Annotated in this window: 15 protein-coding genes; 9 read left to right on the forward strand and 6 right to left on the reverse strand. The window is 43.1% G+C overall.

Annotation, left to right across the window (positions count from 1 at the left end; translation table 11 throughout):
- The first annotated feature begins 498 nt into the window (after positions 1-498).
- The 4 genes from AC1XUD_RS18715 (at position 499) to AC1XUD_RS18730 (ending at position 5,850) form a co-directional block, all read left to right on the forward strand.
- Entirely contained in the window at positions 499-1,317 is an 819-nt protein-coding gene (locus AC1XUD_RS18715) for a hypothetical protein (protein WP_483362569.1), read from the forward strand.
- Between the two features lie 134 nt (positions 1,318-1,451).
- The gene (locus tag AC1XUD_RS18720; protein WP_483362570.1) at positions 1,452-2,603 is read left to right on the forward strand and encodes a hypothetical protein; all 1,152 of its coding nucleotides are present in this window, start codon (positions 1,452-1,454) and stop codon (positions 2,601-2,603) included.
- A gap of 11 nt (positions 2,604-2,614) precedes the next feature.
- Positions 2,615-3,652 carry a T9SS type A sorting domain-containing protein gene (locus tag AC1XUD_RS18725; protein ID WP_483362571.1) on the forward strand — a complete coding sequence of 346 codons (1,038 nt, stop codon included), beginning with the start codon at positions 2,615-2,617 and terminating at the stop codon, positions 3,650-3,652.
- Between the two features lie 161 nt (positions 3,653-3,813).
- Positions 3,814-5,850 carry a DUF3472 domain-containing protein gene (locus AC1XUD_RS18730; protein WP_483362572.1) on the forward strand — a complete coding sequence of 679 codons (2,037 nt, stop codon included), beginning with the start codon at positions 3,814-3,816 and terminating at the stop codon, positions 5,848-5,850.
- Positions 5,851-6,038: 188 nt separating this feature from the next.
- Here the strand turns inward: AC1XUD_RS18730 and AC1XUD_RS18735 are convergent, their stop codons facing one another.
- The 3 genes from AC1XUD_RS18735 to AC1XUD_RS18745 all read right to left on the reverse strand — a co-directional run bounded on the left by AC1XUD_RS18735 (position 6,039) and on the right by AC1XUD_RS18745 (position 11,306).
- Positions 6,039-8,063, reverse strand: a complete 2,025-nt coding sequence (locus AC1XUD_RS18735; protein WP_483362573.1) for a tetratricopeptide repeat-containing sensor histidine kinase — start codon at positions 8,061-8,063, stop codon at positions 6,039-6,041.
- 149 nt (positions 8,064-8,212) lie between these two features.
- Entirely contained in the window at positions 8,213-10,231 is a 2,019-nt protein-coding gene (locus AC1XUD_RS18740) for a tetratricopeptide repeat-containing sensor histidine kinase (protein ID WP_483362574.1), read from the reverse strand.
- A gap of 421 nt (positions 10,232-10,652) precedes the next feature.
- A complete protein-coding gene (locus tag AC1XUD_RS18745; protein ID WP_483362575.1) occupies positions 10,653-11,306 on the reverse strand; it encodes a LuxR C-terminal-related transcriptional regulator in 654 nt (217 codons plus the stop codon).
- 470 nt (positions 11,307-11,776) lie between these two features.
- On the opposite strand from AC1XUD_RS18745, the gene AC1XUD_RS18750 reads away from it, so the two are divergent.
- Positions 11,777-12,385, forward strand: coding sequence for a hypothetical protein (locus tag AC1XUD_RS18750; protein ID WP_483362576.1), 609 nt, complete (start codon positions 11,777-11,779; stop codon positions 12,383-12,385).
- Positions 12,386-12,645: 260 nt separating this feature from the next.
- On the opposite strand, the gene AC1XUD_RS18755 is transcribed toward AC1XUD_RS18750, so the two are convergent.
- Entirely contained in the window at positions 12,646-13,407 is a 762-nt protein-coding gene (locus AC1XUD_RS18755) for a CHAP domain-containing protein (protein WP_483362577.1), read from the reverse strand.
- 717 nt (positions 13,408-14,124) lie between these two features.
- Here AC1XUD_RS18755 and AC1XUD_RS18760 point away from each other — a divergent pair.
- From AC1XUD_RS18760 to AC1XUD_RS18770, 3 genes are all read left to right on the forward strand, one after another.
- Positions 14,125-14,820, forward strand: a complete 696-nt coding sequence (locus AC1XUD_RS18760) for a LytR/AlgR family response regulator transcription factor (RefSeq protein ID WP_483362578.1) — start codon at positions 14,125-14,127, stop codon at positions 14,818-14,820.
- Between the two features lie 109 nt (positions 14,821-14,929).
- On the forward strand, positions 14,930-17,125 hold the full coding sequence (locus AC1XUD_RS18765) for a hybrid sensor histidine kinase/response regulator (RefSeq protein WP_483362579.1): 2,196 nt from the start codon (positions 14,930-14,932) through the stop codon (positions 17,123-17,125).
- A 25-nt stretch (positions 17,126-17,150) separates the two neighbouring features.
- Entirely contained in the window at positions 17,151-17,675 is a 525-nt protein-coding gene (locus tag AC1XUD_RS18770) for an antibiotic biosynthesis monooxygenase (RefSeq protein WP_483362580.1), read from the forward strand.
- A 214-nt stretch (positions 17,676-17,889) separates the two neighbouring features.
- Here AC1XUD_RS18770 and AC1XUD_RS18775 read toward each other — a convergent pair whose 3' ends face one another.
- Positions 17,890-18,600 (reverse strand): YoaK family protein, encoded by a 711-nt coding sequence (locus tag AC1XUD_RS18775; protein WP_483362581.1) that lies wholly within the window; start codon positions 18,598-18,600, stop codon positions 17,890-17,892.
- A complete protein-coding gene (locus AC1XUD_RS18780) occupies positions 18,597-19,646 on the reverse strand; it encodes a cupin domain-containing protein (protein WP_483362582.1) in 1,050 nt (349 codons plus the stop codon). The genes AC1XUD_RS18775 and AC1XUD_RS18780 overlap by 4 nt, the downstream gene beginning before the upstream one ends.
- 371 nt (positions 19,647-20,017) lie before the next feature.
- Here AC1XUD_RS18780 and AC1XUD_RS18785 point away from each other — a divergent pair, with 371 nt between their 5' ends.
- Positions 20,018-23,587 (forward strand): carboxypeptidase-like regulatory domain-containing protein, encoded by a 3,570-nt coding sequence (locus tag AC1XUD_RS18785; RefSeq protein WP_483362583.1) that lies wholly within the window; start codon positions 20,018-20,020, stop codon positions 23,585-23,587.
- Positions 23,588-23,965: the final 378 nt, after the last annotated feature.

Genomic DNA, 23,965 nt, shown 5'->3' on the forward strand with positions numbered 1-23,965 from the left:
ATATTTACCTTTCCTGAATCAAATACAGATCGTGCTTTTTTAGTGAGTTTATTCGATGAAAATCAGTGATGCAGGGGTTCCGGGCTGAGTCGAAAGCTACCTTTTCAGTCTTGTGATGTTATCAGAATCACTTGCGTCAGAAAGAAGTTATTTCACAGTAATTATCGGCATACAAGATGCGAGGAGTCTTAGCCAAACATATTAGATTTTATGTTACCTCTAGTAATATAAATGTATCTAATTCGCATATACTACCTTATTTAAGGTATGAGTTTTGACAAATTTACGATCGAAGAGGTATTTTAAGGAGGGGGGCTTATCATGACCTTTGTACCGTCGGAGGTAAACAATGATTTAGACTTGCGAAACCAGATAGCCTGGCAAGACAATCTTCGATTTGACAATACATTATCTAATAGCAATTTATTTATGAGCGCGCAAACAGTTAACAATTTAAAAAGGTCAGTCAAATGTTTTTTTTATTTAAATGACAACGGAATGAAACAGTTTTTCAAAAAACCAGCGAAGGATATTCGCGTACTAGCCATTTCGTCGATGATAATGGCAGGCAGTATTGCTGCACATGCGCAGGTTAAAGTTGGCGCAAATCCAGGGAACATTACCACCAACGCAGTTCTTGACGTGGAAGGAACCAGTGCCCAACGCACGGTGATTTTACAGAATGGGAATATGGGAATAAACCAGGCTGCCCCTACCAACAAGTTGCATGTAAAGGATGCAGCCGATCCGGTTAAAATTGAGGGATTACAAACTTCAACAAATGCAAATGACAAGTCAGTGCTGATTGACGCAAACGGGGTTTTGAAATCCGGCACATCAATCTCTTCAACACCAGGCTATTCGTCAGTTTATCAGGCAATTGGAACCACAGAACTGGGGCTGAGCGAAAATAGTTCTAGTGCCACAGATATTCCAGGGGCATTTGTAACCTTCACAACAACCTCTGCATCGTCTAAGGTTCTTGTCACGGGAATCGGATACTTTGTTTCTCAAAATCCTGACAATACAATCCAGGGAGCGATGGATATTGTTGTAGACGGAACAAAAAGGACCTCTGGCTTCTTTTCTGGCACTGACTTTAAAACCACCAGTCATTCACTTAACAGAATGCCTATTCCGGTTACCTGTCAACTTGTTTTGACGTTGCCAGCGGGATCGCATACCATAAAACTTCAGGCAAGAACGTGGGTATATGCCGCATTTGTGAATCGAGACGGAAGTACCTATGGTGGTGCGTTTTCAAGCGATGCAGACGCCCTAAAATCACGTATTTCTGCTTTGGTGATTAGTCAATAATTATTGTAGGGTTAATCATTTTACCAGGGTTTTATTATCAGGGTTTTACCTGAAATTGTCCGGTAATCTGGTGGATTGAATGTTTGATATTTCGAACGGCACTGTAACAATATTGACAATAAAAAAACAAAATTATGTATAGGAAACTATATCACACACTTTTGCTTTTTAGTGTGGCCGTGGCAAGCCATGGCCAGGGGAGCAAAATATACAGCACAGTACAGACCTATTCTGGCGGATATTATGGGATCTATAGTCAGCTGGAATTCGGGACGGGCTACATTGTCACACCCCGTAGCACACCGGCTACCAGCAGTGCCTATTTTACCCAGGGTTCGACTTACACCGGCGCTTCGGCGGCATCACATGTAGACGGTTATGCAGAAAAGGATGGAAGCACGGCTTTTGTATTTCCGGTTGGCGATGGCTTAAAGCTTCGCACTGCGGGTATTTCTGCACCTTCCTCATCGGCACGGTTTCAGGCAGCCTACTGGTATTTCAACCCGGATGTTGCCATGCTGCCTGCGGGCGCACCTTTTCCTGCCGCCAACCTTGGAACTGGCCTGAGCTCAGTGAGTACGAAGGAATATTGGGATATCAACGGTGCACTTTCGGTTAACCTTACTTTAAGCTGGGATACAGAAAGTGACCTGGCTGCATTAACTGCTGGGACACTTTCAAGACTGGTTGTAGTAGGTTACAATGCCGCTGCGAGCAAGTGGGAAAACCTTGGCGCAGCTGGAGGTACCACTGGTGCATTGGCTACCACTGGGACCATTACAGCAAACGGGGTGATTCCTGATAACTACACTGCATTTACTTTTGGAACGATTACGGCCCTTGTACCGGATCTGACACCCCGAATTACGGTAACCCCTTCCATTACGCATGGTAATACTGCCATTGAAGTGCTAGTTTCGGTAATGGAAGTAAGCAACAAGGCGCCATCGAGTGGAGAGATCACGGTGCAGGTGCACAAGAATGCAAAACTGGCAGATGGGACCTTTGCCTATAATGCGGGGCAGACCACCTCTACTGCGGGACTGTCTGTGCAAAACAGTATCTGGACTGTTGACCAGAGCAACGCGAGTTACTACATTTTCAAAACCAGCACGGTTATCCCCAAAAACTCCCAACGACGTTTGGCGTTTACCATTCAGCTGCGGCCTGGTGGTGCCGATGGTATATTGTCGGTATTAGCTTCGATTCCTTCCGGAAACGTCGGTGGAGAAAGCAATATTCTCAACAATAACGATGACGAAGAAGTCAGGTTCTTCAATAATTAACCAATCAGATTATGAAAAATATTCTAAAATTCATTTTTTTCTGCGCAGTACATGTTTCTGTTGGGACGTCAGCATTTTCTCAGGCAGTAGATATGGCCGTTGATAATCCCAATATGTCGCCTTCTCCAACTAGCTTTCCTGGCAAAACGACGATCAGCTTCGATTTTCAGGCAGAGCAAGGCAGCCATTTGATAAGCTCGGATGATTTGGCCAGTAACTTTATGGTTATCAATGTCACGCTGGGTAAGCTTGATGGCAGCGGAATACAGCCATCTGGTACTGGTGCGGCTTTGTTTAACTGGAGTTACAATGCGTCAACGGGTGTTTTTCAGGGGACTTCGAAAGATGTGATCGTTGTTGAGGATGAGATATACCCGATTATCTTTGCTGATTTGCCCGCTACGTCGGCATCTACGGCCAACGATGTCGGCTTCAAAGTAAACATGGTGCCTCCTGGCGACCTTTTGAACAGCGTACCAACCGATGACAAGACTGAACTGTTTACCTCGGCACCACTTCCCGTGAAGCTGATCAGTTTTGATGCTGTCAAAGAAGGTAATACCGCAAATTTAAGCTGGGCAACAACGGAAGAGATCAACAGTGAGCGATTCGATATCGAGCGGAGTAATACCGGCAAAGAGTGGGTTAAGATTGGTACGGTGGGCTCGAAGGGCGAAAGTGTGACCCGACAGGATTACAGCTTTTCTGACCAGGCCCCGATAGCTGGCTCTAATTATTATCGACTAAAAATGGTGGACAAAGATGGGACGTATACGTATAGCCGTTTGCAATCAGTGAATTTTGAGTGGAGTGTGGCGGTATCTGTTTTTCCTAACCCGGTCTCCGAGGTGCTTTTCGTCAAGTATTCTTCCTTGGAAGGGGTAAAGTCTGTTTCGCTGATTAATATGGGCGGTAATACGGTCTACCACGCTGGGCGTGTTCCTGATGATGGGATCAATGTTAAGGGCCTTGCCAACGGGATTTATATCGTGAGAATTATTGGAAAACGCGGCGCACAATACACACACAAGGTAGTTGTCAGAAAATAAGTAAATATGGGAGTGTAAAAAAAATTCTTGAGCAGTCAAATAAGCGTCTTGTTTGTCGGAGTCTGGTTTTTTGATCCCATGGTTCTAAAATTTGGACAGGTATGTAAGAGCTTAGAATGAAGATCCGGGGGATTATTTAAAGCACAGACATAACATGCATCATGAAAACGATTGGAGCAATATTTATTTGTTTGTATCTGGCCTGCTTGTCACTGATGGCCCAGGAAAATGCAGCACCTTCAATGCATATTTACTACAATTTTAACACGAATGTGGCTTTGATGATGAACAAAGTGAAAGTGAAGGAGTCGGCCATGACAAGTTACTTTGCAGTCCAGAACTGGTCAGGCGGATATGGGGGGATACAACAGACACCGGATACGAAATATGCGACTTCCAATATTTTTATCGCATCGCAATGGAATCCGGATGAGTCTGCAGGAATATATTCAGGGGTAGATTATGTCGGTCCGGGAACTACTTCTGAAAGTTTCGGAGGAGAGGGGACAGGATCCAAAACAACCAATGACCAGTTAAAATGGGCGAAAGACAGGTGGTATAACATGGTCACCCGTTCGTATAAGAAAGGTAAAGATTTGAACATAGCCGTTTTCTTTCACGATCTTACGAATGATAAGTGGACCCATATGAGCACGCTGAGCAGGCCGTTTGCCGGATCGAATTATCTGGGCACAAGTGATGACGCATTTCTAGAGAACTGGAACGGAAACGGTGCTGCAAATGATGGTCGTAATCCGCGGAAAGCCTTTTTTAAGGATTGCTGGGGCATGACCGTCGATGGGGATTGGGTGAAGCCACAGAGTCAATACAGTGTGGCCAATGACAGTCAGGCTGATGTAAAAAGGAATGGGTCCTATCACTGGAGTTTTAATGCGGGTTATGACGCAACTGAGGATGCATACTTTATGGAGCACGGGGGAAATGCTACGCGCAGCGCAGAATATGGGGGAGGAGCCAACCGGACTCTTGACCTTGGACACCAGTTGGGGCAAGGAGATTTACCTGTGTTAACCGTGGGCGAAATAACCTCTTTCACGGCCAGCTGGGTTGACCATATAGCTACCTTGCAGTGGAGCGTAAACCAGGCGAAAAGTCCTCAGTGGATCACCAACGTAAGCATTGTCAACAGCGTCGGCGCGGAGATATATAATCGGACTGATACCATTCCCCAGCAGCGAAAGATTGTATTTAGTGCAGATTATGTGGACGGGCAGTACACGGCAAAAATAAAGATGACTGACATTTTTGGACAAAATGCGGAGGAGAAAACTGCCGTGTTTGATGTGGCATCCGGACCGGTTCAATATGTTCTGATCCGGAATGTGCAAAGTGGTAAGTATCTTGGTATTGAAAATACCAGTGTTGGCGATCAGGCGTATATCGTTCAAAATAAATTGAATAACTCCTTCAATCAGCAGTGGGCTATTCGGGGAAATGTCGGTCAATACCGGGTTACAAACAGAAACAGCGGCAAAGCCATTGAGATAAAGGGGGGAGATCAGGCCGTTTTGACCAATGTGGTTCAGGGAGAAATCGATGATCATGCTTACCAGTTGTGGAATATACTTGGTGTGGGAAATGACCGTTATTTGATCCAAAGTACCATGTCGGGTCAAAGAGTAATCGATAATCCAGGGGGGGCGACCGCAGAAAATACCCGGATGATTATTTATAATCGCTCAGGTTCTTTGGGCACACCTAATCAACAGTGGGAAATGCTCGATCCCAATACTTTACCAGATTTTGTGCCGAGAATATCTGTTACTCCGTCCATCATTCACGGTAACACGACCGTTGAAATACTGGTATCTGTTTTGGAAGTTAGCAATCGTGGAGGCTCCAACGGGGAGGTTGTGGTGAGGATTCGCAGGAATAATAAGTTAAGCGAGGCGAGTTTCTTTTACAATCCTTCCCAGACAATTTCACAATCAGGTTTATCTGTTCAGAATAGTATATGGCGTGTTGAGCTCAATGACCCAAACTATTACGTTTTCAAAACCAACAGCATTATTCCTAAAAATTCCCAGAGGAGACTTGCGTTTACAATACAGCTTAGGCCGGGTGGTACGAATGGGGTTTTATCATTATTAGGGTCAATCTCGTCGGATAACTTGGGCAATGAGTATAACTTTCTGAATAACAACGACGACGAAGAAATCAATTTTTTTGACCAATAGATGTTGCAGAGTAAGGGCAGACTTCGAGATTTTCTACTATTCCTTGGAAGAGGCCCTTGCTGTTTTAATGCTGGTTATATTATTGCCCAACAGCGGCCTTGCCATACGAGACGGATTACTGCGAACCCTGGATTTAGGTTACATTGATATACTCTCTCACGTTTATTGGTCAAATGATGTTGCCAAAGTTAGTCACGCTTGGCGTTGGTCACGGAGGATTTAATTTCCGTTGGAATTTCAACTCTTAGATTTGTTCCGGATGGTTGCCGTGGTTGAGCTGACATTTTGCCGTTTAATTTTGAAACTCTTTCATGAATAGATCGTAAGCCGACATTTTTTGAACCGGAGCCGAGTAACATTCCTTTGCCGTTGTCCTTCACCTCCAGTACCAGTATCTCCCGCCCGGCGTAAATTAATATCTCTACTTCCGAAGCATTTGAGTGCTTGATTACATTTGTAATACTCTCTCTTATTACAAGAAGAATAGCGGTTTTCTGTTCTGTTGTGAGAATTATATCAAAAGTTTTGCGATTCAAACTTACTTTCATCGTAGTTCCCGCAAAAAAGAGATCAATATTGCTTTCAAGTATTTTCCAAAAATTCTCGTCATTTTCTTCCAGATACAGCTCGTGAGATTTTCCCCGAGCCTTATTATATGCGCTTTCAAGCATATCCGAGATTTCGGAAATCTGAATTTTATTTTTATTGATAGACTCATCTTCAGTCATCATCCGTAAGTAACGAACTCCAGCAGCTATTGTTCCCGATAGGTCATCGTGCAGCTCTTGCCCTATACGCTTTCGTTCTTGCTCCCTTTCATCCTCAATTCGCAGGATTTGCAATTCTGTCAGATCATTGAGTTGACTAACCAGCAAATTCGTTTTCCTTAAGTTGTTTCTATACCGAATCCCCATCAACAGGCCTAGAAAAAATATAGATATGCCAACACTTCCAATAATTAACCTATTTCTTTTTTCCTCTTCCCTCAGTTGCCCAATATGCAAATCTCTGGTGGCGATATCATATTTTTGTTGAATCTCGAAAATTTGCCCTCTGGTCTTTGAAGATATGGCAGAATCCTGAAAATTTTGAAGCCGTTCAAGGTATACAAGTGCACTTTTCAAATTTCCTTTTTCTTTTTCGGCTCTATATAGTTCCTTCAGTATTTTACCGGCATCGGGGCCAGTTCCCTGAATTTTATTATTTTTTATTAGAGCTAAGCCTTCAGCTTTTTTTCCGATTTTGATCAAGCAAAGTGCTTTAAATATCAAACTATTGATTTGATCTTCATTAAGTTCCGTCCCTCGGACCTGAGCTAAAGAACTGTCAATTAAGGAAATGCTGTTTGTATAATTTTTTTGATGATAATTGATCCTCGCCAGGATGTCATATGCTATTGATCGGGGTCTGTCATAATTAGCTATTTCAAGAATTTTTCTCACATTGCTAATTACGGAATCCTTGTAAATTTCTTTATTTGTGCCGATGTACATACTACAGAATGCATATGCCTTGCTAATTAATACTCCTGTTACGCGACCATTGTATGATCTTACAGAGTTATTGTCTTTTTTATTTAAAACATAAGAATATTTCAGTGCACTATCGCAAAACATAATTGATTGTGGGTACAGCTCTAATTCATTATGCAATACAGAAAGTACATTGTATAGAAAACAGATTGATAAAGAGTCTTTTTCATCTCGATAAATTTTTAACGCTCTCTGGATGAAGTCATAAGATCCTGAGTATTGCTTTTCTTTTGCCAGCAATGTAGCTTTGGCGCTATAGTATTTGGCAAGATTACGTTTGTATTTTTTTCCCTCCTTCTGAATATTTTTCCTATATATCTCTGTATACTTGGAAGAAGAATCCAACATTCTTTTTTCTGGATGAACCTGATTGTTGTCATATCGAAAGAGCCAGAATGTACTCACTAGCACCAAATGATTTAGTTTTTCGTCCTCTGTTTTTAGAGTTTTATATACTGGCGTAAAGCTGCCACACAGTCGCTCAATTTCAAGGTCTTCCTTTGGAGACTTGAATCGGGTATATGTAGCGTATTTCAGGATTTTTCTTGCCTCGTGGTAAGAGATTCTATCTAAATTGCCCGGGCGGATTGAGTCTGGTAGCTGGCTATTAGTGTTTTTCGAAATTTGGGCAAATGCACATAAATGAAAAACTGTCAGAAGAAAGATTAGCAGACTTTTCATGACTTTTAAGAAAAGCAATTAAACCAAGGATGTTATGCGCTTGTCTTTTTCGGGAATAACGTATTCTGGATGATGATCCCTTACCGATAGGTGTTAATATCAACGACTGACGCGAAAAGTCTCGCCTAAGAAAGTTTTTTCGGTGTTTTTTAAGGCGAGAATTCGTGACTCATAGCAGAATATAACTGTTCTTTAACAGGAATTTCAACTGTGAGGTTTGTTCCTGTAGGATTCTGAGCGCGGATCCTCAAAGTTCCATTTAACTTCGAAACCCTCTCACTAATGGATCTTAATCCGACATTTTTCGAATCAAATTTGGATGACATTCCTTTACCGTTATCACTTATTTCCAATATCAGTTTTTGGAATTCAGAATAAATTAGTATTTCCAGCTCTGAAGCCTTAGAATGCTTGATTACGTTTGTAACGCTCTCTCTGATAATAAGAAGAATGGTCGTTTTTTCCTCTGGGGTCAGAATCAGATCCGAAGTTTCCCGATTCAGGCTTAGTTTTATGTTCGTTGCCGCGAGGAATAGGTCAATATTTTGGGTAAGTCCATTCCAGAAATTTTTGTCAGTCTCTTCCATATACAACTCATGCGACTTTCCTCTGGCCTTATCATAGCCTTTCTCCAGCATGTCAGAAATTGCTGACAATCCAATTTTATTTTCCCTTTTTGTATCATCTTCCGCGATCATCCGCAAGTATCGAACGCTGGCAGCTATCGCACCAGACAGATCATCATGCAGTTCCTGACCGATTCGCCGTCGTTCTTTCTCTTTTCCATCCTCAATCCGCTGTATCTGTAATTCGGTTAACTCATTAATCTGATCAATCAGAAAGCGCGTTTTCTTTTGGTTGTTTAAAAAACGCATACCTAGCTGCAGGACCGAAAAACAGACTACAAGTCCAATGCCGCCAGCAATCAATTTATTTCTTTTTTGTTTTTCCCTTAGCTGCTGAATTTGTAAATCCCTGGAGGCGATATCGTATTTCTGTTGAATCTCAAAAATTTGCCCCCTGGCCTTTAAGGTTCTGGAAGAATCCTGAAATTTTTGAAGACGTTCCAGATACGAAATGGCGTTGCCTAAATTTCCTTTTTCCTTTTCAGATTTATAGAGCTCCTGTAATATTTTGCCGGCCTCGGGACCCGTTCCCTGAATTTTATTTTTTTTGATTATAGCTATTCCCTCATTTTTTTTTCCAATTTTAATCAAACAGAGTGCCTTAAACAAAAGACTATTGATTTGGTCTTCATTGAGCTCCTTTCCGCGCGAGAGAGCCAATGAGCTGTCAGTAAATGAGATGCTTCTGAGGTAGTTTCCCTGATGGTAATTCAGCCTTGCCAAAATATCGAATGCAGTTGATCTGTATTTCGAGACGTTGGTACTTCTAATCACTTTATTGACATTGCTAATGACAGAATCACTGTGCTGTTTCATCTTGGTAGTAGCGTAAAGACTACAAAATGCATATGATTTGTAAATTAAAATGTTTGGGAAGGTGTATGACTGAAACTGGGTCTTATTGCCCGAATTTGAAGAGTATAGTAATGCACTGTCGCAATACATGACTGTTTGGGGGAATAATTCCAATTCATTGTGCATATTTGAAAGGGTTCTGTATAGAAAACAGATGAATGTGGAGTCGTTTTGTTTTTTATAAATTTCTATCGCACGCCGAATACAAGTATAGGCTTCCGGGTAATTCTTTTTTGTGTTCATTAAACTACCTTTAAGAGCATAATATTTGGCAAGATTTGCTTCATAATTTTTGGAGTCTTTTTTGATATATTTTCGATATATTTCGGTATATTTCAGAGAGGAATCTAAAATATTGCTTTTGGTGTAGATTTCTCTGTTAGCATATCGATTGTGCCAGAATGTTACGATCGTCATGACATGATCTAGTTTTTCGTCACTCGTCTTCAGTTTTTTAATTAGGGGAATAAATCTATTGCAAAGTTCCTCTATCTGCTTGTTTTCATTTTCAGTCTCGAATCGTATAAACGCGGAGTATCTAAGAATTTTTTTTGCTTCAACGTAAGAAATGTTGTTAATGTCTGCCGGTCTGAGTGAATCGGGTAGCTCGCTGCTCACATCTCCGGAAATTTGCGAAACAGATACAAACGGAGCAATGATTAGAAGGAAAATTGATAGATATTTCATGGTTAGGCGGATCAAATGATTGAACCAAGTATTTCTTGTGACACTTCAAAGCCTAATAAGTCACCTGTATTGTACTATTTTTGTATGAAATAGTCTTATCTTAACTTGTAAAGTTAATATTCCTTTATGATGAAGCCAAGAGGTTGCTCAATTTGGTTCATATAAATGAAATCGACATTGGTTCACTGAATTGTTTAAGACTGATATCGTTTGATCAGGGAGCTGACTCTGTCATGAAGAGCGTTCTGTACAGAGGGATCGTGTAAGGAAAATATCAGTGACGGTGGTGAATATTCGTTAAGTGATTACTAGGAATACCAATGGAATATACCCCGCGTTGAAGCATTTCTTGGTCAGGCGTGTTATGGCAGATATTGACATTCTTTAGTATTAAGTATCATCCGTATGGCTCTGTCCAATCTCAGTCATGTGCGACTATGCCCGCACGAATGGCGTACGCCACAAGATCAGTAACTGAGCTGTACCCGGTTTTCGCTAAAAGATTTCTCCTGTGCGTTATGACTGTGTGTTTGCTTATATTCAGTAGTTCGGATATTTGGTCCACACTTTTACTCCACGACAAGTGAGTCAGTATTTCAAGCTCACGTGATGTGAGATCTAAGGTGACAGTATTGCCATCTTCGGAACTTAGAAATTGTTTTATCTGAGGTGATTGGTAGCTTTCCTTTGCAGACAAAGCACGTATGCAAGCCAATACTTCATCTGCTCCATCAGTTTTGCTGATGAAGCCGTCCACCTTGTTTAGTAATATTTTCCGTATCAGCAAAGGGTTGGAAAGACTACTGACCATAATGACTTTTACAGTTGGACAGAACCTCCGGATGTCGTTCATGACGTAGATTGTATTGCAATTTGGAATAAAGTAGTCCATAAAAAGGAAAGTGTTGTCAAGTTGATTTTGTACAAAAAAGTTTACAACGTCCTCCTCTTCGTTAAAGACCTGAACCAGGGAAAACAAACCAGTGCGTTCCAGAAGCATAGCGAATGACGTCGAGAAAATTTTGTGGTCGTCAAAAATGATCGCTATCGCGGATTTGGTAATACGTTTTTCCATGATTGTTCGGAATAGGTGTGGATAATGTTTGCAATATTAGATCTTTTTGAAACACATGACCCTATAATCACAGTCCACTTTGCTCAAATTACCTTGTTAAAGGTGTTAAGTATAATCTTTCTACTAACTCAAAGTAGACGGACTGACCCGTTCTACCATCAAAAATTTTTAGATTAGACCTAGCTCAGTTTCGATCTGTACAATCATCCGAACTTCTAAAATAGTTGATAAATAGTTGGACTTGGCGATATAATGGAGACGCAAATACCTTTTTTAAGGGTACCTATCCATTTATATACCATAAAAAAGGTATTTCAAATTCTATGAGCCAAGAGGATATTTGCAAACCGAAAATTGGTTATCAAGCTTTTTGGTAAAAGCTTGTATTTCAATGGAGTTCGGGTTATGTGGGAAGGAGTGAGGCCCCTTATCCCTTTTTATGGATCAATGAAACAGAATTGATTCGGTGTTTGTGGAATACTCGAAACTTCACATCTATTCACCGGTCGCTTAGAGGACTTATGTTTTTTGTAGAATCACGGAAGCGCATTGTCGAATTGCAACAGCAGCTTCAAAAACTTTTCAGCCAAAACGAAACGCTTCAGTTAAAACTGACTATGGCTGAGCTGCGGCTGGCACGGATACGGCATCTTGTAAATCATGCGCCCTATGCTGAGATGACCAGTTTTTTAGGCACAACAGAGAAAGGGGAGGACTTCGTCTGTCGCAGTTACTACACGCGCTCGGACAGGACAATCATAATTGAAATGTGTAGGGTGGAGTGGAGCGAAGATGATGTTGACTTTACGATTTTGGCACGCAGACGAGCTGACGATTCAATCGTGATCGAGGATTTGGATGGCGATTTTCAATTTTGCACTGATGCCTTGCGTAGGCTGGTTTATTTGGCCAAACAGGATCGTATCAACTGGATTACGTTTCAAATCAAGCCGCGTAGTTCTCCATCAGTAAAGTCTATGGTCAGCATGTTCCAGGCCAGTAATTTCAGGGTAAGTTTTGATGCTGAAAATAGGCAGACCACAGCGGTAAAGATTATATCCAACGCGGTATTCAACTAGCTGGGGTTGATGCTCGATCGCCTGTCAGTGTTCTTTCTAAATAGTTGATATACAGTGGATTGTTAGCTATTGAAGGTGAGCTCGAATTGGGTTCTAGTTCTGCATTACATGTAGACTTCGCGCCAACCATAATGGTTAACCAGTTATAAAATGTTACCCTAAAACATCCCGACACGAGAAGGTTTAGACGAGTTTTTTTATAACTAATTGATATACAATTTATTCTGTATTATCAGAAGATTTTTCTCATCTCAAAGGTCTCAGTTATATATAATAAAACCTTTTTCGATTGAATTAATCTTTCTGAAATTCAGGCGAAAAACACCTAGACCATTGCTGCTTCCACTGCTATTACTATTTCCTTCAATTGTTTTTACAAATCCGTTTTCCACACTTTCGATGATGCCCGTATGGCCCATTCCTTGACCGTGATCTTTGATGAAAATACTACCGGGACGGATCAGTGATGGATCCTGGATCGCCTGATTTTTCAGAATTTTGTTCGCAGTTGTCTTTCTCCAATGATCCAGGCAACCAACTGTTCTGACAACTGGATTCGGCCTTCCTAATTGTCGGGCTGCCTCATTGAAACACCAGTAAACGAAACCGGCACACCAAAAAAGTCCCTCGCGTGAGCCAGCACTTTCCATATACATCTTGATATCCCTTCCTTTATTGGATCCGGGCGGGTTTTCCATCACGCCGATTTGAGTTATAGCCACCTCTACTGCTCTGATTAAAAGAGGACTGTCTGCTTGTTGCGCGGGAGCCTCGGCTAGCGGATCAGTATTGAAAAGGACGCCCCAGGTAATGGATCCGATCTTCCCGTCTGAGATAAGTGGTGTCCCATGCGCATCACGGTGTAACGCCTGAAACTGCTTCACTGCGGAAGTTGTCTTGGGTCCGAAAATACCAGTTCCGCTTAAATCGCCAATCCCAACCTCTTTAAGTCTGTTTTGAATGGCTTTGACGATGTTAATGTCAGTTTCTCCTTCTTTGATTATTCTGTTTGGAAATTGCATAGTTGTTTAATTTAGACAGACGAGATGAAATCTTTATGACTTCAATTTTTATGTTTGTTGCTTCGGAATCGGCGCATACCAATACTGATTATATCAGCAAATAATTGCCGACAACGATGTCCGGTTAAGAACATAAATATTATTAATAAATATCGTTTTTGCCAAGTTACAACTCGTTTGTTATTAAGCGGTTATAGGTTGGTTGTGCAAGTCTTCAATGGGCCGGTGACGCGGTTTTCTGATCAGGTAACCAAAATGACATCACGCTGAAAATAAACGTCGATATATCATGCTCGCCTCTGCTTCCTTTGATTTTTTTGTTGCAGGTATTTGTAAGCTCGTAGAATAGCATATCGGTCAGAAGAGTGCGAGTATAATTTCAGGCCATCTAAGAGGACTCGAAATAAAATCTTAAAACATTTGGGTGATGAAAGCAAGTATTGGAATCAGGGGAGACCGGCCTGCTTGGTCGACATCAATAAAATTAAAGTACAGGCAAAGTCCATCCTTCCAATCGCGCTGCTAACAATCGACAAGTTGCCGATTGTTAGCATCCTTTTTCGAAAACCATGTATATCAGCGGTATTTTTGCTATATGTTACTGAAAAAGTGATTCTGACGACTGTTTCAGGCCTTTTACGTCAAATTTGGTAACTTCGCTTTTGTACTTTCCATAGTAAGCCAAACCATTTGACAACCTATACTCTGCCTCACTCAATGAAATGTTTAATTGTTGACGACAATCTCATCGCGCGCGCAACGTTGAGCCAGTTGGCTACACACGTATCTGATCTTGTGGTTGCAGGAGAATGTTGTGACGCTTTGGAAGCATATCAGTTTTTACAGCGAAATGAGGTAGACATATTATTTCTTGATATTGAAATGCCCGAGATGTCTGGACTCGAATTGACCAGGAGCTTGAATAGTAATGGCATGGTCATCATTTTTACAACATCCAAAAAGGAATATGCCGTCGAGGCCTTTGAGTTAAATGTGGCCGACTATTTGGTCAAACCATTTACACCTGCCAGATTTTTACAGGCGGTAGGGAAGGCGCGGGAAATACTAGGTAGTAAAAATGATAGGGTGCAGCTGGTTAATGACGAATTTATCTTCGTTAGAGACTCCAATATCATGAGAAGGCTTAAATTTGATGATATTCTATATGCGGAGGCTATGGGCGACTACGTAAAATTTTATACAACTCAAACATTTTACGCGATCCATGGAACCTTGAAATCGGCTGAGGAACGTTTACCCAGCACCAAATTCCTACGAGTTCATCGTTCTTACATCGTAGCAGTGAGCAAAATTGACACTTTTCAGGAAGGCGGTCTGGTCGTTGGTGGAAAGTATGTTCCGGTGGCGGATGCTTATCGCAAAGCGCTTAACAACAGAATTAATGTATTTTGAACCGGGAGTTGTTTCAACGACTGGTTTTGCCTGTTCAGCGACAAATGAAACGCGTGTACATATTTTTTGAGCTATTTTGTTGCTAACAAATGCACCTATCGAAATCAATATGGCCAACAAATATTTTGCATACTACATTCTGTCGGCGTTTATTGTTGCAGCTGTTGTTCTAACGGTGGTAACTTATAACTCCTCGGAGAACCTGACTTCCCTGCAAAAAGGGAATGATGAGCTTTTACGTGAGCTCGTCATCAGTAATCACCTTCGAACTATAGACCGGGATCTTCTAGGGGTGGAAAGTCGTATTCGTGCTGCCATCGCTACGGGAGATACTTCGCACCTTGAGGGAGTTGATCAGAAGATCAATGAAGTTAACGGGTTTCTGGATACCTTAAAGGCAACCAGTCATGATATTAAAACGCGGCAATACCTGGACCGGCTGGAGGTTCTGGCTAGCAACAAGATCCGAATCAAAAATCATTTAATGAGCCGGTTTCTGAGGACGGGTGAAATGAATGACACGAGTTTGATCGCCAATCCACAAGCCAGAATTACATCAGACGAGATCATGGTGGCAACCCATCAGATTTATGATAGTCGCCAAAAGTCAATGCAGGCATTAAGTAGCCGCATTGGTGAGGGAGGCAGAAAAGCGAGGATATTTGGCAACATATACATTACACTGCTTCTTATCAGCTGCGGTAGTGGTTGTTGGTTGATTATCAGACAGTTTCGCAAACAAAATGATCTTATCGCAAGGCTTGACTTATCCGAAAAAACTGCGATGGAAGCCTTGCAGGTGAAAGAGAATTTCCTTGCTAATATGAGTCATGAAATACGTACACCACTTAATTCCATTTTGGGATTTACCAACCTTTTGAAAAGAAAAAATCTCGATATGGACAGCTCTGAATTTGTAAGCTCGATTCAGTTGGCGGGCGAAAACTTGTTAGAGATTATTAACGATATTCTAGACCTGTCCAAAATTGAGGCCGGGATGATGAGGATTGTAAATAACCCATTTAGCGTGCGGGGGCTGTTGCATTCGATCGAAACTTTGTTCGGGGAAAGAGTTAAGGAAAAGGGGTTGACTTTATCGAGCCGGATTAATTCGGATATACCAGATACGTTGATCGGTGATGCTACTCGCCTAACTCAAATACTTGTGAATTTACTTGGTAATGCACTGAAATTCAGCGATGCTGGTGAAATCGAATTGACGGTATATTCTAAAAAAGTATCAGGAGAGTTCATCGAACTATACTTTACTGTTTCAGACAAAGGAATCGGGATTGGTAAGGAAAAACTGGACAGTATATTCGAACGGTTTAGCCAGGCAGAGGATACAATAACGAGAAACTATGGCGGGACAGGATTGGGGTTGTCTATTGTTAAAAACCTGATCGCGTTGCAGAAGGGGGAGATTGAAGTGCAGAGTGAAGCCGGGAAAGGTACTTCTTTCACATTTTATATTCCATATCAGATAGCCCCGGAGCAAATTTCAGAGGCCCCGGAGCAAGATTTGGAGCGTTTAAAAAGCAGCATAAATCTGGCGGTAAAGCTTTTGGTGGTGGATGATAATACAATGAACCAAAGCCTTATGAGACATTTGCTTACGCAATGGAACGCATCTTTCGATATTGTTTCCAGCGGATCGCAGGCAATTGAAATTTTGAAAAAAGAACAGTATAATCTCGTTTTGATGGACATACAAATGCCGGAAATGGATGGCTATACTGCAACCGGTATCATTCGTGATGATTTGGGCTTGGAATTGCCAATTATCGCCATGACGGCTCATGCCATGGCCGGAGAAAGAGAGAAATCCCTTAGTCATGGGATGAACGAGTATATCTCGAAGCCGATCAATGAAAATGCCCTGTTTGAACTGATCCGCAAATTTGTTCCTGGAATCACTAATGTGGATGTGTATGAAGAATTTATCGGAGCTTCGACCGAAAATAAGTTTATAAATCTCGGGCCAATGAAAGAGATCAGCCGGGGGAATATTGAGTACGAGAAAATTGTCATCGCCCAGTTTGTTAAATGTATACCTCAGGATTTAGATAACCTTCAGTCTGCACTGGATCAAAAAGATTTTGCTTCTCTGGGAAGGATCGCTCATAACATGAAAACGAGTATCGGAATCATGGGTTTGACTCCGATTTTGGAAAGTCATCTGGATCTGCTGGAAGAGCCGGACTCAGATTCTGAACATTTACAAAGCTGCTTGAATACCGTCAGAGATATATGCTTGAAAGCAATTCAGGAAGCGGAAAGTGTTTACAAGAAAATCATTGCCTGAGCAGGAAAGTCAAATCGGAAAACTGATGCCAATACACGTCGCAATTACACGTAAAGTTCTTCCCGGGAAGGAAAAAGAATTCAAAGACGCCCTCCGTCATTTTCTTGGTGAATCATTTTTGCATGGTGGAGTGCAAGGTGCCGGGATGATCTCTCCATTACCAGGAACCGACAGCCAGGAAATTGGTATTCTCAGGACTTTTGCTGATGAAGCGGAGCGCGATGCCTTCTACAATTCCCAGCTTTTCAAAGAATGGGAAACCTACGCTTCCACGCTGACAGAAGAGCCAGTTTATCGTCAATTGTCCGGGTTAGAAGCCTGGTTCCGTTCCCCCACGCCTCCTCCTCGCTGGAAGATGGCAGTGGCGACATTATGTGGTGTTTTTCCGACCAGCCTGTTTCTGTCGCTTATAATCGGCCCCTATATCCAGCCACTTCCTTTAGTGATCCGGGTACTCATTGTTGCAACAAGTATGGTTACGCTGTTGACGTGGGTTGTGATGCCCCTGGTAGCAAAAGCGTTGAAACCATGGCTGCAAAGTGGAAAATGAATGATTGCTCCGAATCTGAAGGCATTAAAATCGGATGTCAACAGACTCACATAAGAGAAGCAAATACTACGTTCGGATCATAGCCTCTAGCACAGCATTAAAACCAGAGAAAGACGTCATTTCGCCAGAGCTGTTACCACTGTTTGGGCCACGGGCGAAAAGACGTCTTTTGAAAAATGCAGCTACTACAATCCAGGATCGCAAAAAAACAATTTTAGTGGCCAATCGACCTATACTTGCGTAGAAATGCCGGACATAGCAGTAGTGCCAAAATAGGCGGCAGGAGTATAAATTTGCCAAGCGATCCTGCAACGAATACACAAAGAAAAGCACCTGACAGAAAGCATATCCATACGGCAATTAGCAGTTTGGCTCTATACCAGTGCGTGTCCCATTTGCCGGCTGCGTTAATCATTGGCTTCTTTTCTAACGCAAACGCGAGATGCTGCATGGTTTTGCTAAGATTGCCCGTTACAAAATCCGCGTTAACAGATTCGCTGCCCACCTGTGTCAGTGTATTGTTCATATATCCTAAAGCAAAACTCAGCAGCGCAACTTCCTCATAATTTTTCGCTTTAGTAAAATCGACAAGCAAGCTACCAAGGGCGAGAAGCGTCGCTACAATTGCGTAGGGTATCCACCGACGATTATACCATTTTCGACCGGAGAAAATGGTCGCAGCAAATATCCCCGCTGCAAACAACGAAATTGCTGTTAGCGCAAGGTAAGCACCAGGCAAATCGCTTTGTCCCAGTGCGAATCCCGCTTGCGTGGTGTTGCCGCTCATAAATGAAACGTACGTTTTGAAGTGTATCAGGCCATAAGAATCGCAGAATCCCGCAATGAGCGCCAGAATCGTCATAAGCCGTTGCTGAACGAGTACCTCTTCCGGCTTCTCCCCGTGAGTACTGGACCTCGGCTTCACTGATTTTTTCGGGTAGCAGGTACTGCGAATAATTTATGGTGAGGCATTTTATCCAAAATATCAGCACCAATTCCGAAGTTAGTTTCAATCACATCTCTGGGATTGCCAGCCAGCCATTCACTCAGATCGATGGCTTCGTAATGACCGCTATTGAAACCAATCAGAATACGACAAACCGTTGTACCCGTATTTTTGATATAATGCCCGGCTCCCATGGGAACATACCCAACATCGCCTGCATTGAAATTTTCAGTTACAGCTGTAGCTTCGGCCAGGAAGACAGTCATCTCTGCCTTCCCCGATAAATAGTACTGCCATTCGTCTGCATTGGGGTGCCAGTGCATTTCGCGCAAAGCGCCAGGTTGCAACTCAATTACTGAACCTGTCATTGTCGTGCTAATCGGAAATTCTTTCATAGATACCACTCGCTGCGTTCCTCCGCCCGGTATTAATCGCGGCTGCTGCGCTTCAAGTGGGTAGCGGTGCATGCTGGTCAATTCTGATGCAGGTCTTTGCAAAGCTATGGCACTATTTTCGTCGGGATTGGCACCGAGAGCAAAATACGCTTCGCTGTGGGGCAACTTGCTCACTTCGTCTAACGTGAGCCCAAGATTTTGTGCTACAACCTCTGGCGGCATAGAAGCGATGAAATCAGTGACACTGAAAGTGTGATCTTCTGAGAAATTTCCATTATCGAAAATCAGAATAAAGTGACATTCTGTATCTCCCGTTGCCTGGATGGAATGGCCATAACCCTTTGGAAAATACCAGACATCTCCAGGGCTGAAATTATCGACGTAGGTATTGCCGTCGGGGTGGATTATCGTGGTACGTGCACTGCCCGAAATTACATATGCCCATTCAGCTGCGTTGGCGTGCCAGTGAAGTTCTCTCATGCCACCAGGCTGCAAGCGCATTGACACGCCGGCTATACCTATCGACGCAGGAAAGTCTTTAACAGAAGCACCGCGGGTAATACCCCCCGCGGCAATACGAGGCGTCTTTTTTTCAAGTTCGTATTTAAAAGATAGTCCGGTGTTTTCCATAATTCTACAGATTAAGCGTGAATAATTTTACCTGTACCAAAGCTATAAGGCTTCCGGACTAATCATTCGCTATATTCGATCAACAGGCAAATCGGATCGGTGGATGCTGGGATACCCGGTTGAACGGTGCCTCTTTCTAAATTTTGAAAAAATATTGGTTCTAATTATTGGCTGCAATCGTAATTTATTTATCTGCGAATCAGGATTGTTCAGTTAACAAAAATTTTCACGATGTTTTTTGTGTGAATAAACGCAATAAATAACCTTCATTTTTGATGGTAACTCCTGTTCAATTATCGACGTGCCACCCCGTATTCAGTCGTTAGGTATATTTACGTGGCAAAGTTCTTTGTAGAGCATAATTTATAACCATGCGTTCCTCGTTCTTCTTAGGGTGGATAACTTTTGTGCTGCTAAATTTGGTAGCGCTCCCGATGGCTTACGGGCAAAAGTCAGCCGTTCTGTCCGGCTATGTAGAAGATGCTGCAACTGGAAAACCCATGCCATTTGCCAATGTATATGTCAATGGCAGCACCCGGGGAGCTGTAGCCGACCAAAATGGAGCATATACTCTTACTGTTAATTCGCTTGGTACGGTTGAAGTTGTTGCTTCGTTTATTGGCTATCAGCCTGACAAACGCACATTAAGATTTGATAATACGTCTGCACAAAGAGCCAATTTTCGGCTGCAACCAAATGTGCAGACGCTTGATGCCGTGATAGTTCGGGGTAATCCGAAGCGTTGGGAACGACATTTACGGGAGTTTAAAAAGCAGTTTTTCGGAGAGCCGTTCGGAGGGCAGTGTTTGCTGGTAAACAGTGAAGTACTAAATTTCAAAGAAGAAAAAGGCCATCTGTATGCGACGGCTAGTGAAGCTTTAATTGTTGATAATCAGGCCCTGGGTTATCGGCTGATTTATGATTTGCAACATTTCGATGCCACTACATCAGGAAAGGTTTTTTCTGCAGGTACTGCGCGTTTCGAAGAGCTAAAACCCGATAACGAGCGACAAGCTGAGCGATTTCGGCATAACCGACTAATCGCCTACAAGGGATCTATCCGACATTTGATGACGACCCTGATTGATAATACCTTCGAGCAGGCTGGCTTTCTGGTTTATGAGGAAGATGTGAACAAGCCGATCTCCACGGAAACCAGGTCAATTACCCTTGCCGCTGCTGTGAACGATTACAAGCGGTTGGTTCCAGTAAAGGCTCCTACGTTGATTCAACCGGGACAATTATCGATAGAACGCCGACTGGTTTCGCCGCAAAAATTGATCATATTCTATACAAATGCTTCCTCGGGTTTTTCGCCATATCCAGATGCTCGTTACGCATATACAGAAATTAAATTGCCAAACGGACAGATGCAAATGACCGTCGACGGGGTTATTACGAAGCCTGAGGGCATGGAAGCGAAAGGCTCGATGGGTAATGACAGGCTATCGACTATGTTGCCTGCTGATTGGAAACCCGAAGCTGATCAGAAAGAGATGCTTGCGAATGGCCCGTTGGCTGCTCAGGGAAAGCTTGCAACTCCTGACACCTGCATAGCTAGTATTGCTGCGGCTTTCAAAGAGCGATTTACTGTGCTGGCTCCTTCAATTTACGTACACATCGATAAACCCGTTTATGTCACGGGGGACCGGCTCTGGATGAGCACCTACTTACTAGATGCAGCCAATTACCAGCGAGCCGCTGGCGAAACTGTCATGCATGTAGATATGCTCACTTCAAGTGGGAAACTAGTGCAGCATCAGTGGGTACATATCGTTGACGGTCGAGGTGAAGGTAGTTTCCGACTTTCTGATACCCTCATGACTGGAACCTATCGCCTCCGTGCTTATACTGATGAAGACGATTCACAGCGACGGCCGGCGTTCGAGCGGTCTGTGGCCGTCTATAACCTGTTTCGGAACGATATATCGGTACCTGAAGATTCTGTTGCTCAGCAACCAGACGTTCAGGTTTTACCCGAAGGTGGTCGCTGGATTTCTGGCTTTTCAGCGCGTTTAGGCGTCAAAATAGTTCATCCAAATGGTAATGGCTTGGCTATCGCCGGACGAATTGTCGACGATCTGGGAGCTGAGGTAGTTCATTTCAGGACCGATCAGCGGGGGATGACTAGCCTATCGATACAACCCAATTCTCAGCGGGTTTACTATGCCGAGGTAACGTATAACAACCAGGTTCAACTCATCCCTTTGCCCAAACCTGAAACGGAAGGACTATTGCTTTCAGCCGATGCCATCAGTGATACAACCCGTCTCGCATTGACCATAATGTCCTCTAAACGCGCCATCACGGACTCCGCATATATTCTGATTCAGCAACGTGGCCGTGTGGTAGATCAGCGAAAAATTATCTTGGAAAATGGCGTAGCAAAGATAAGCTTGCCGATGATGACCTGGTTTCCGGGACTTGCGCAAATCACCCTTTATGATGCTTTCAAAAAGCCTCATGCCGAGCGACTGATTTTTGTGCCCGAATTCAATGCGCCGGTAAGTGTGGTATTGGGTTTAAACAAAACACGATATCGGCCCCGAGAAGAGGTTATTTTGAGGGTAAGTCTGGATGATAGCGGATCAAATGCATTAGCAGCTTTATCGGCGTCGATTACCGATGTTGATAAAGTGTCTGAGGATACCACTGGCGCTTCTTTTCAAGCCCATTTATTGCTGACTGGGGAGCTTCGGGGACGTATCGAAAATCCGAAGCAATATGTAATGAACCATTCTGCCGAAACCCGTAAGGCTCTGGACGACCTGCTGCTGACGCAGGGTTGGCGAAGGGTAGGTGGGACACCTGAAACTGAAATACTCGACGGTATATCTATAAAAGGCCGTATTGTAAATGCTAAAAATGAACCGATACCCGGCGCACAGATTATCGTTGCCTCGACAAAGCCAGGTCAATCGTTTGTAAAATCGGCGGGCACTGACGAACAGGGGCGCTTTCGGATGAATGGAATGGCCATTGTCGATACGGTCCAGTTGATGTTACAACTCGCTAACCGACAGTTTAAAATTTTTTCTCCTAAGGAAGCTTTTTTGGTTCAGGAAGAGCCAGGCAAACGATGGGAGTCTGGTAAATTAGCCATTGCGCAAAACTGGTCTATGTTGTCGGCTCAACTGGAAGCTGCCCGAATCCGGCAGCAAGCGAATGCAGATTTTTACCGTGACAAAACGGTCGAATTGCTGAATGAAGTGACTGTGCGAGCGCCAAAAGCTGATGAAAGACCCGATGATATTCAAAGGCGAAGTTTGCACAATGACGCCGATGCCGTCATCACCTTTGATGATAAATCCCCAGTTTACTCAAATCTGTATGAAATGATGCAGGGGCGACTGGCTGGAGTGACGGTTGTACGAACTATACCAACGCCAGGCGGGCCGCCGTTGCCGCCGGGGTATAGGGTTTACATAAGGGGTATGAGCAGCTTTAAAAGTGGAACGCAGCCATTGTATTTGATGGATGGTGTGCCAGTTCAAGACCCTGACGGAAATGTGTTGATGAACTTTAATTCCAGAGATATTGAGCGGATAGAAGTCCTGAAAAGTGCTGGTACGGCTGGTATATATGGAGTTAGGGGAGGGAATAGCGTAATTGCTTTCTATACCAAACGCGCTCGGTCAATGCAGGTAAGGTCGGAACCAAAGGAGGGTATGATGCCGATTCAATTCATTGGTTATCCTTCGGTTCACCGCCAATTTTATGTTCCGCGCTACGATGTGGAGGTAAACGCCGACGCTATTTCCGGCCCGGTCGATCAGAGGGATGTTCTATACTGGAAACCAATCATGATAACCGATAGTCATGGACGCAGCCAGCTCCGCTTTCCGTTGTCAGACGCAGTTCGAACGCTGCGAGTGGTGATTCAGGGTGTTACGGATGACGGTCAGCCTGTGTCGACTGTTCAGTTATTCCGGGTTCAATAACGATTTCATTTTTTCCTGCAACGGAAAATCCTTGATTAAAAATAGGCGGACTGTAAGGATATGTATTAGGATTGGGCTGTTTTGAACTTGTGTTTTGGTACAGGCGGAGCCATCCATATGAAGGAGGGAATTAAGGTGATACGTAACGGGTTCGAAAGCCGGACTACTTTTTTTTACCGAAAAAGCATATCGTCAATAAATCAATGAATTATTGGTAGGAGCGGTACTGGCACCGTTTTGGAAAGATTTGGTGATCGATACCAGATTTAGAATGATCTCGGAGACTTGAATTATTTTGACGCCATAATAGATCCGCAAAGTTGTTGAAAAGTCTTTAACTAAAGTTGCTACATGCGTATCTGTCTACGTTAACCACCT

Source organism: Dyadobacter sp. HNCC25DJ184 (assembly GCF_056895215.1).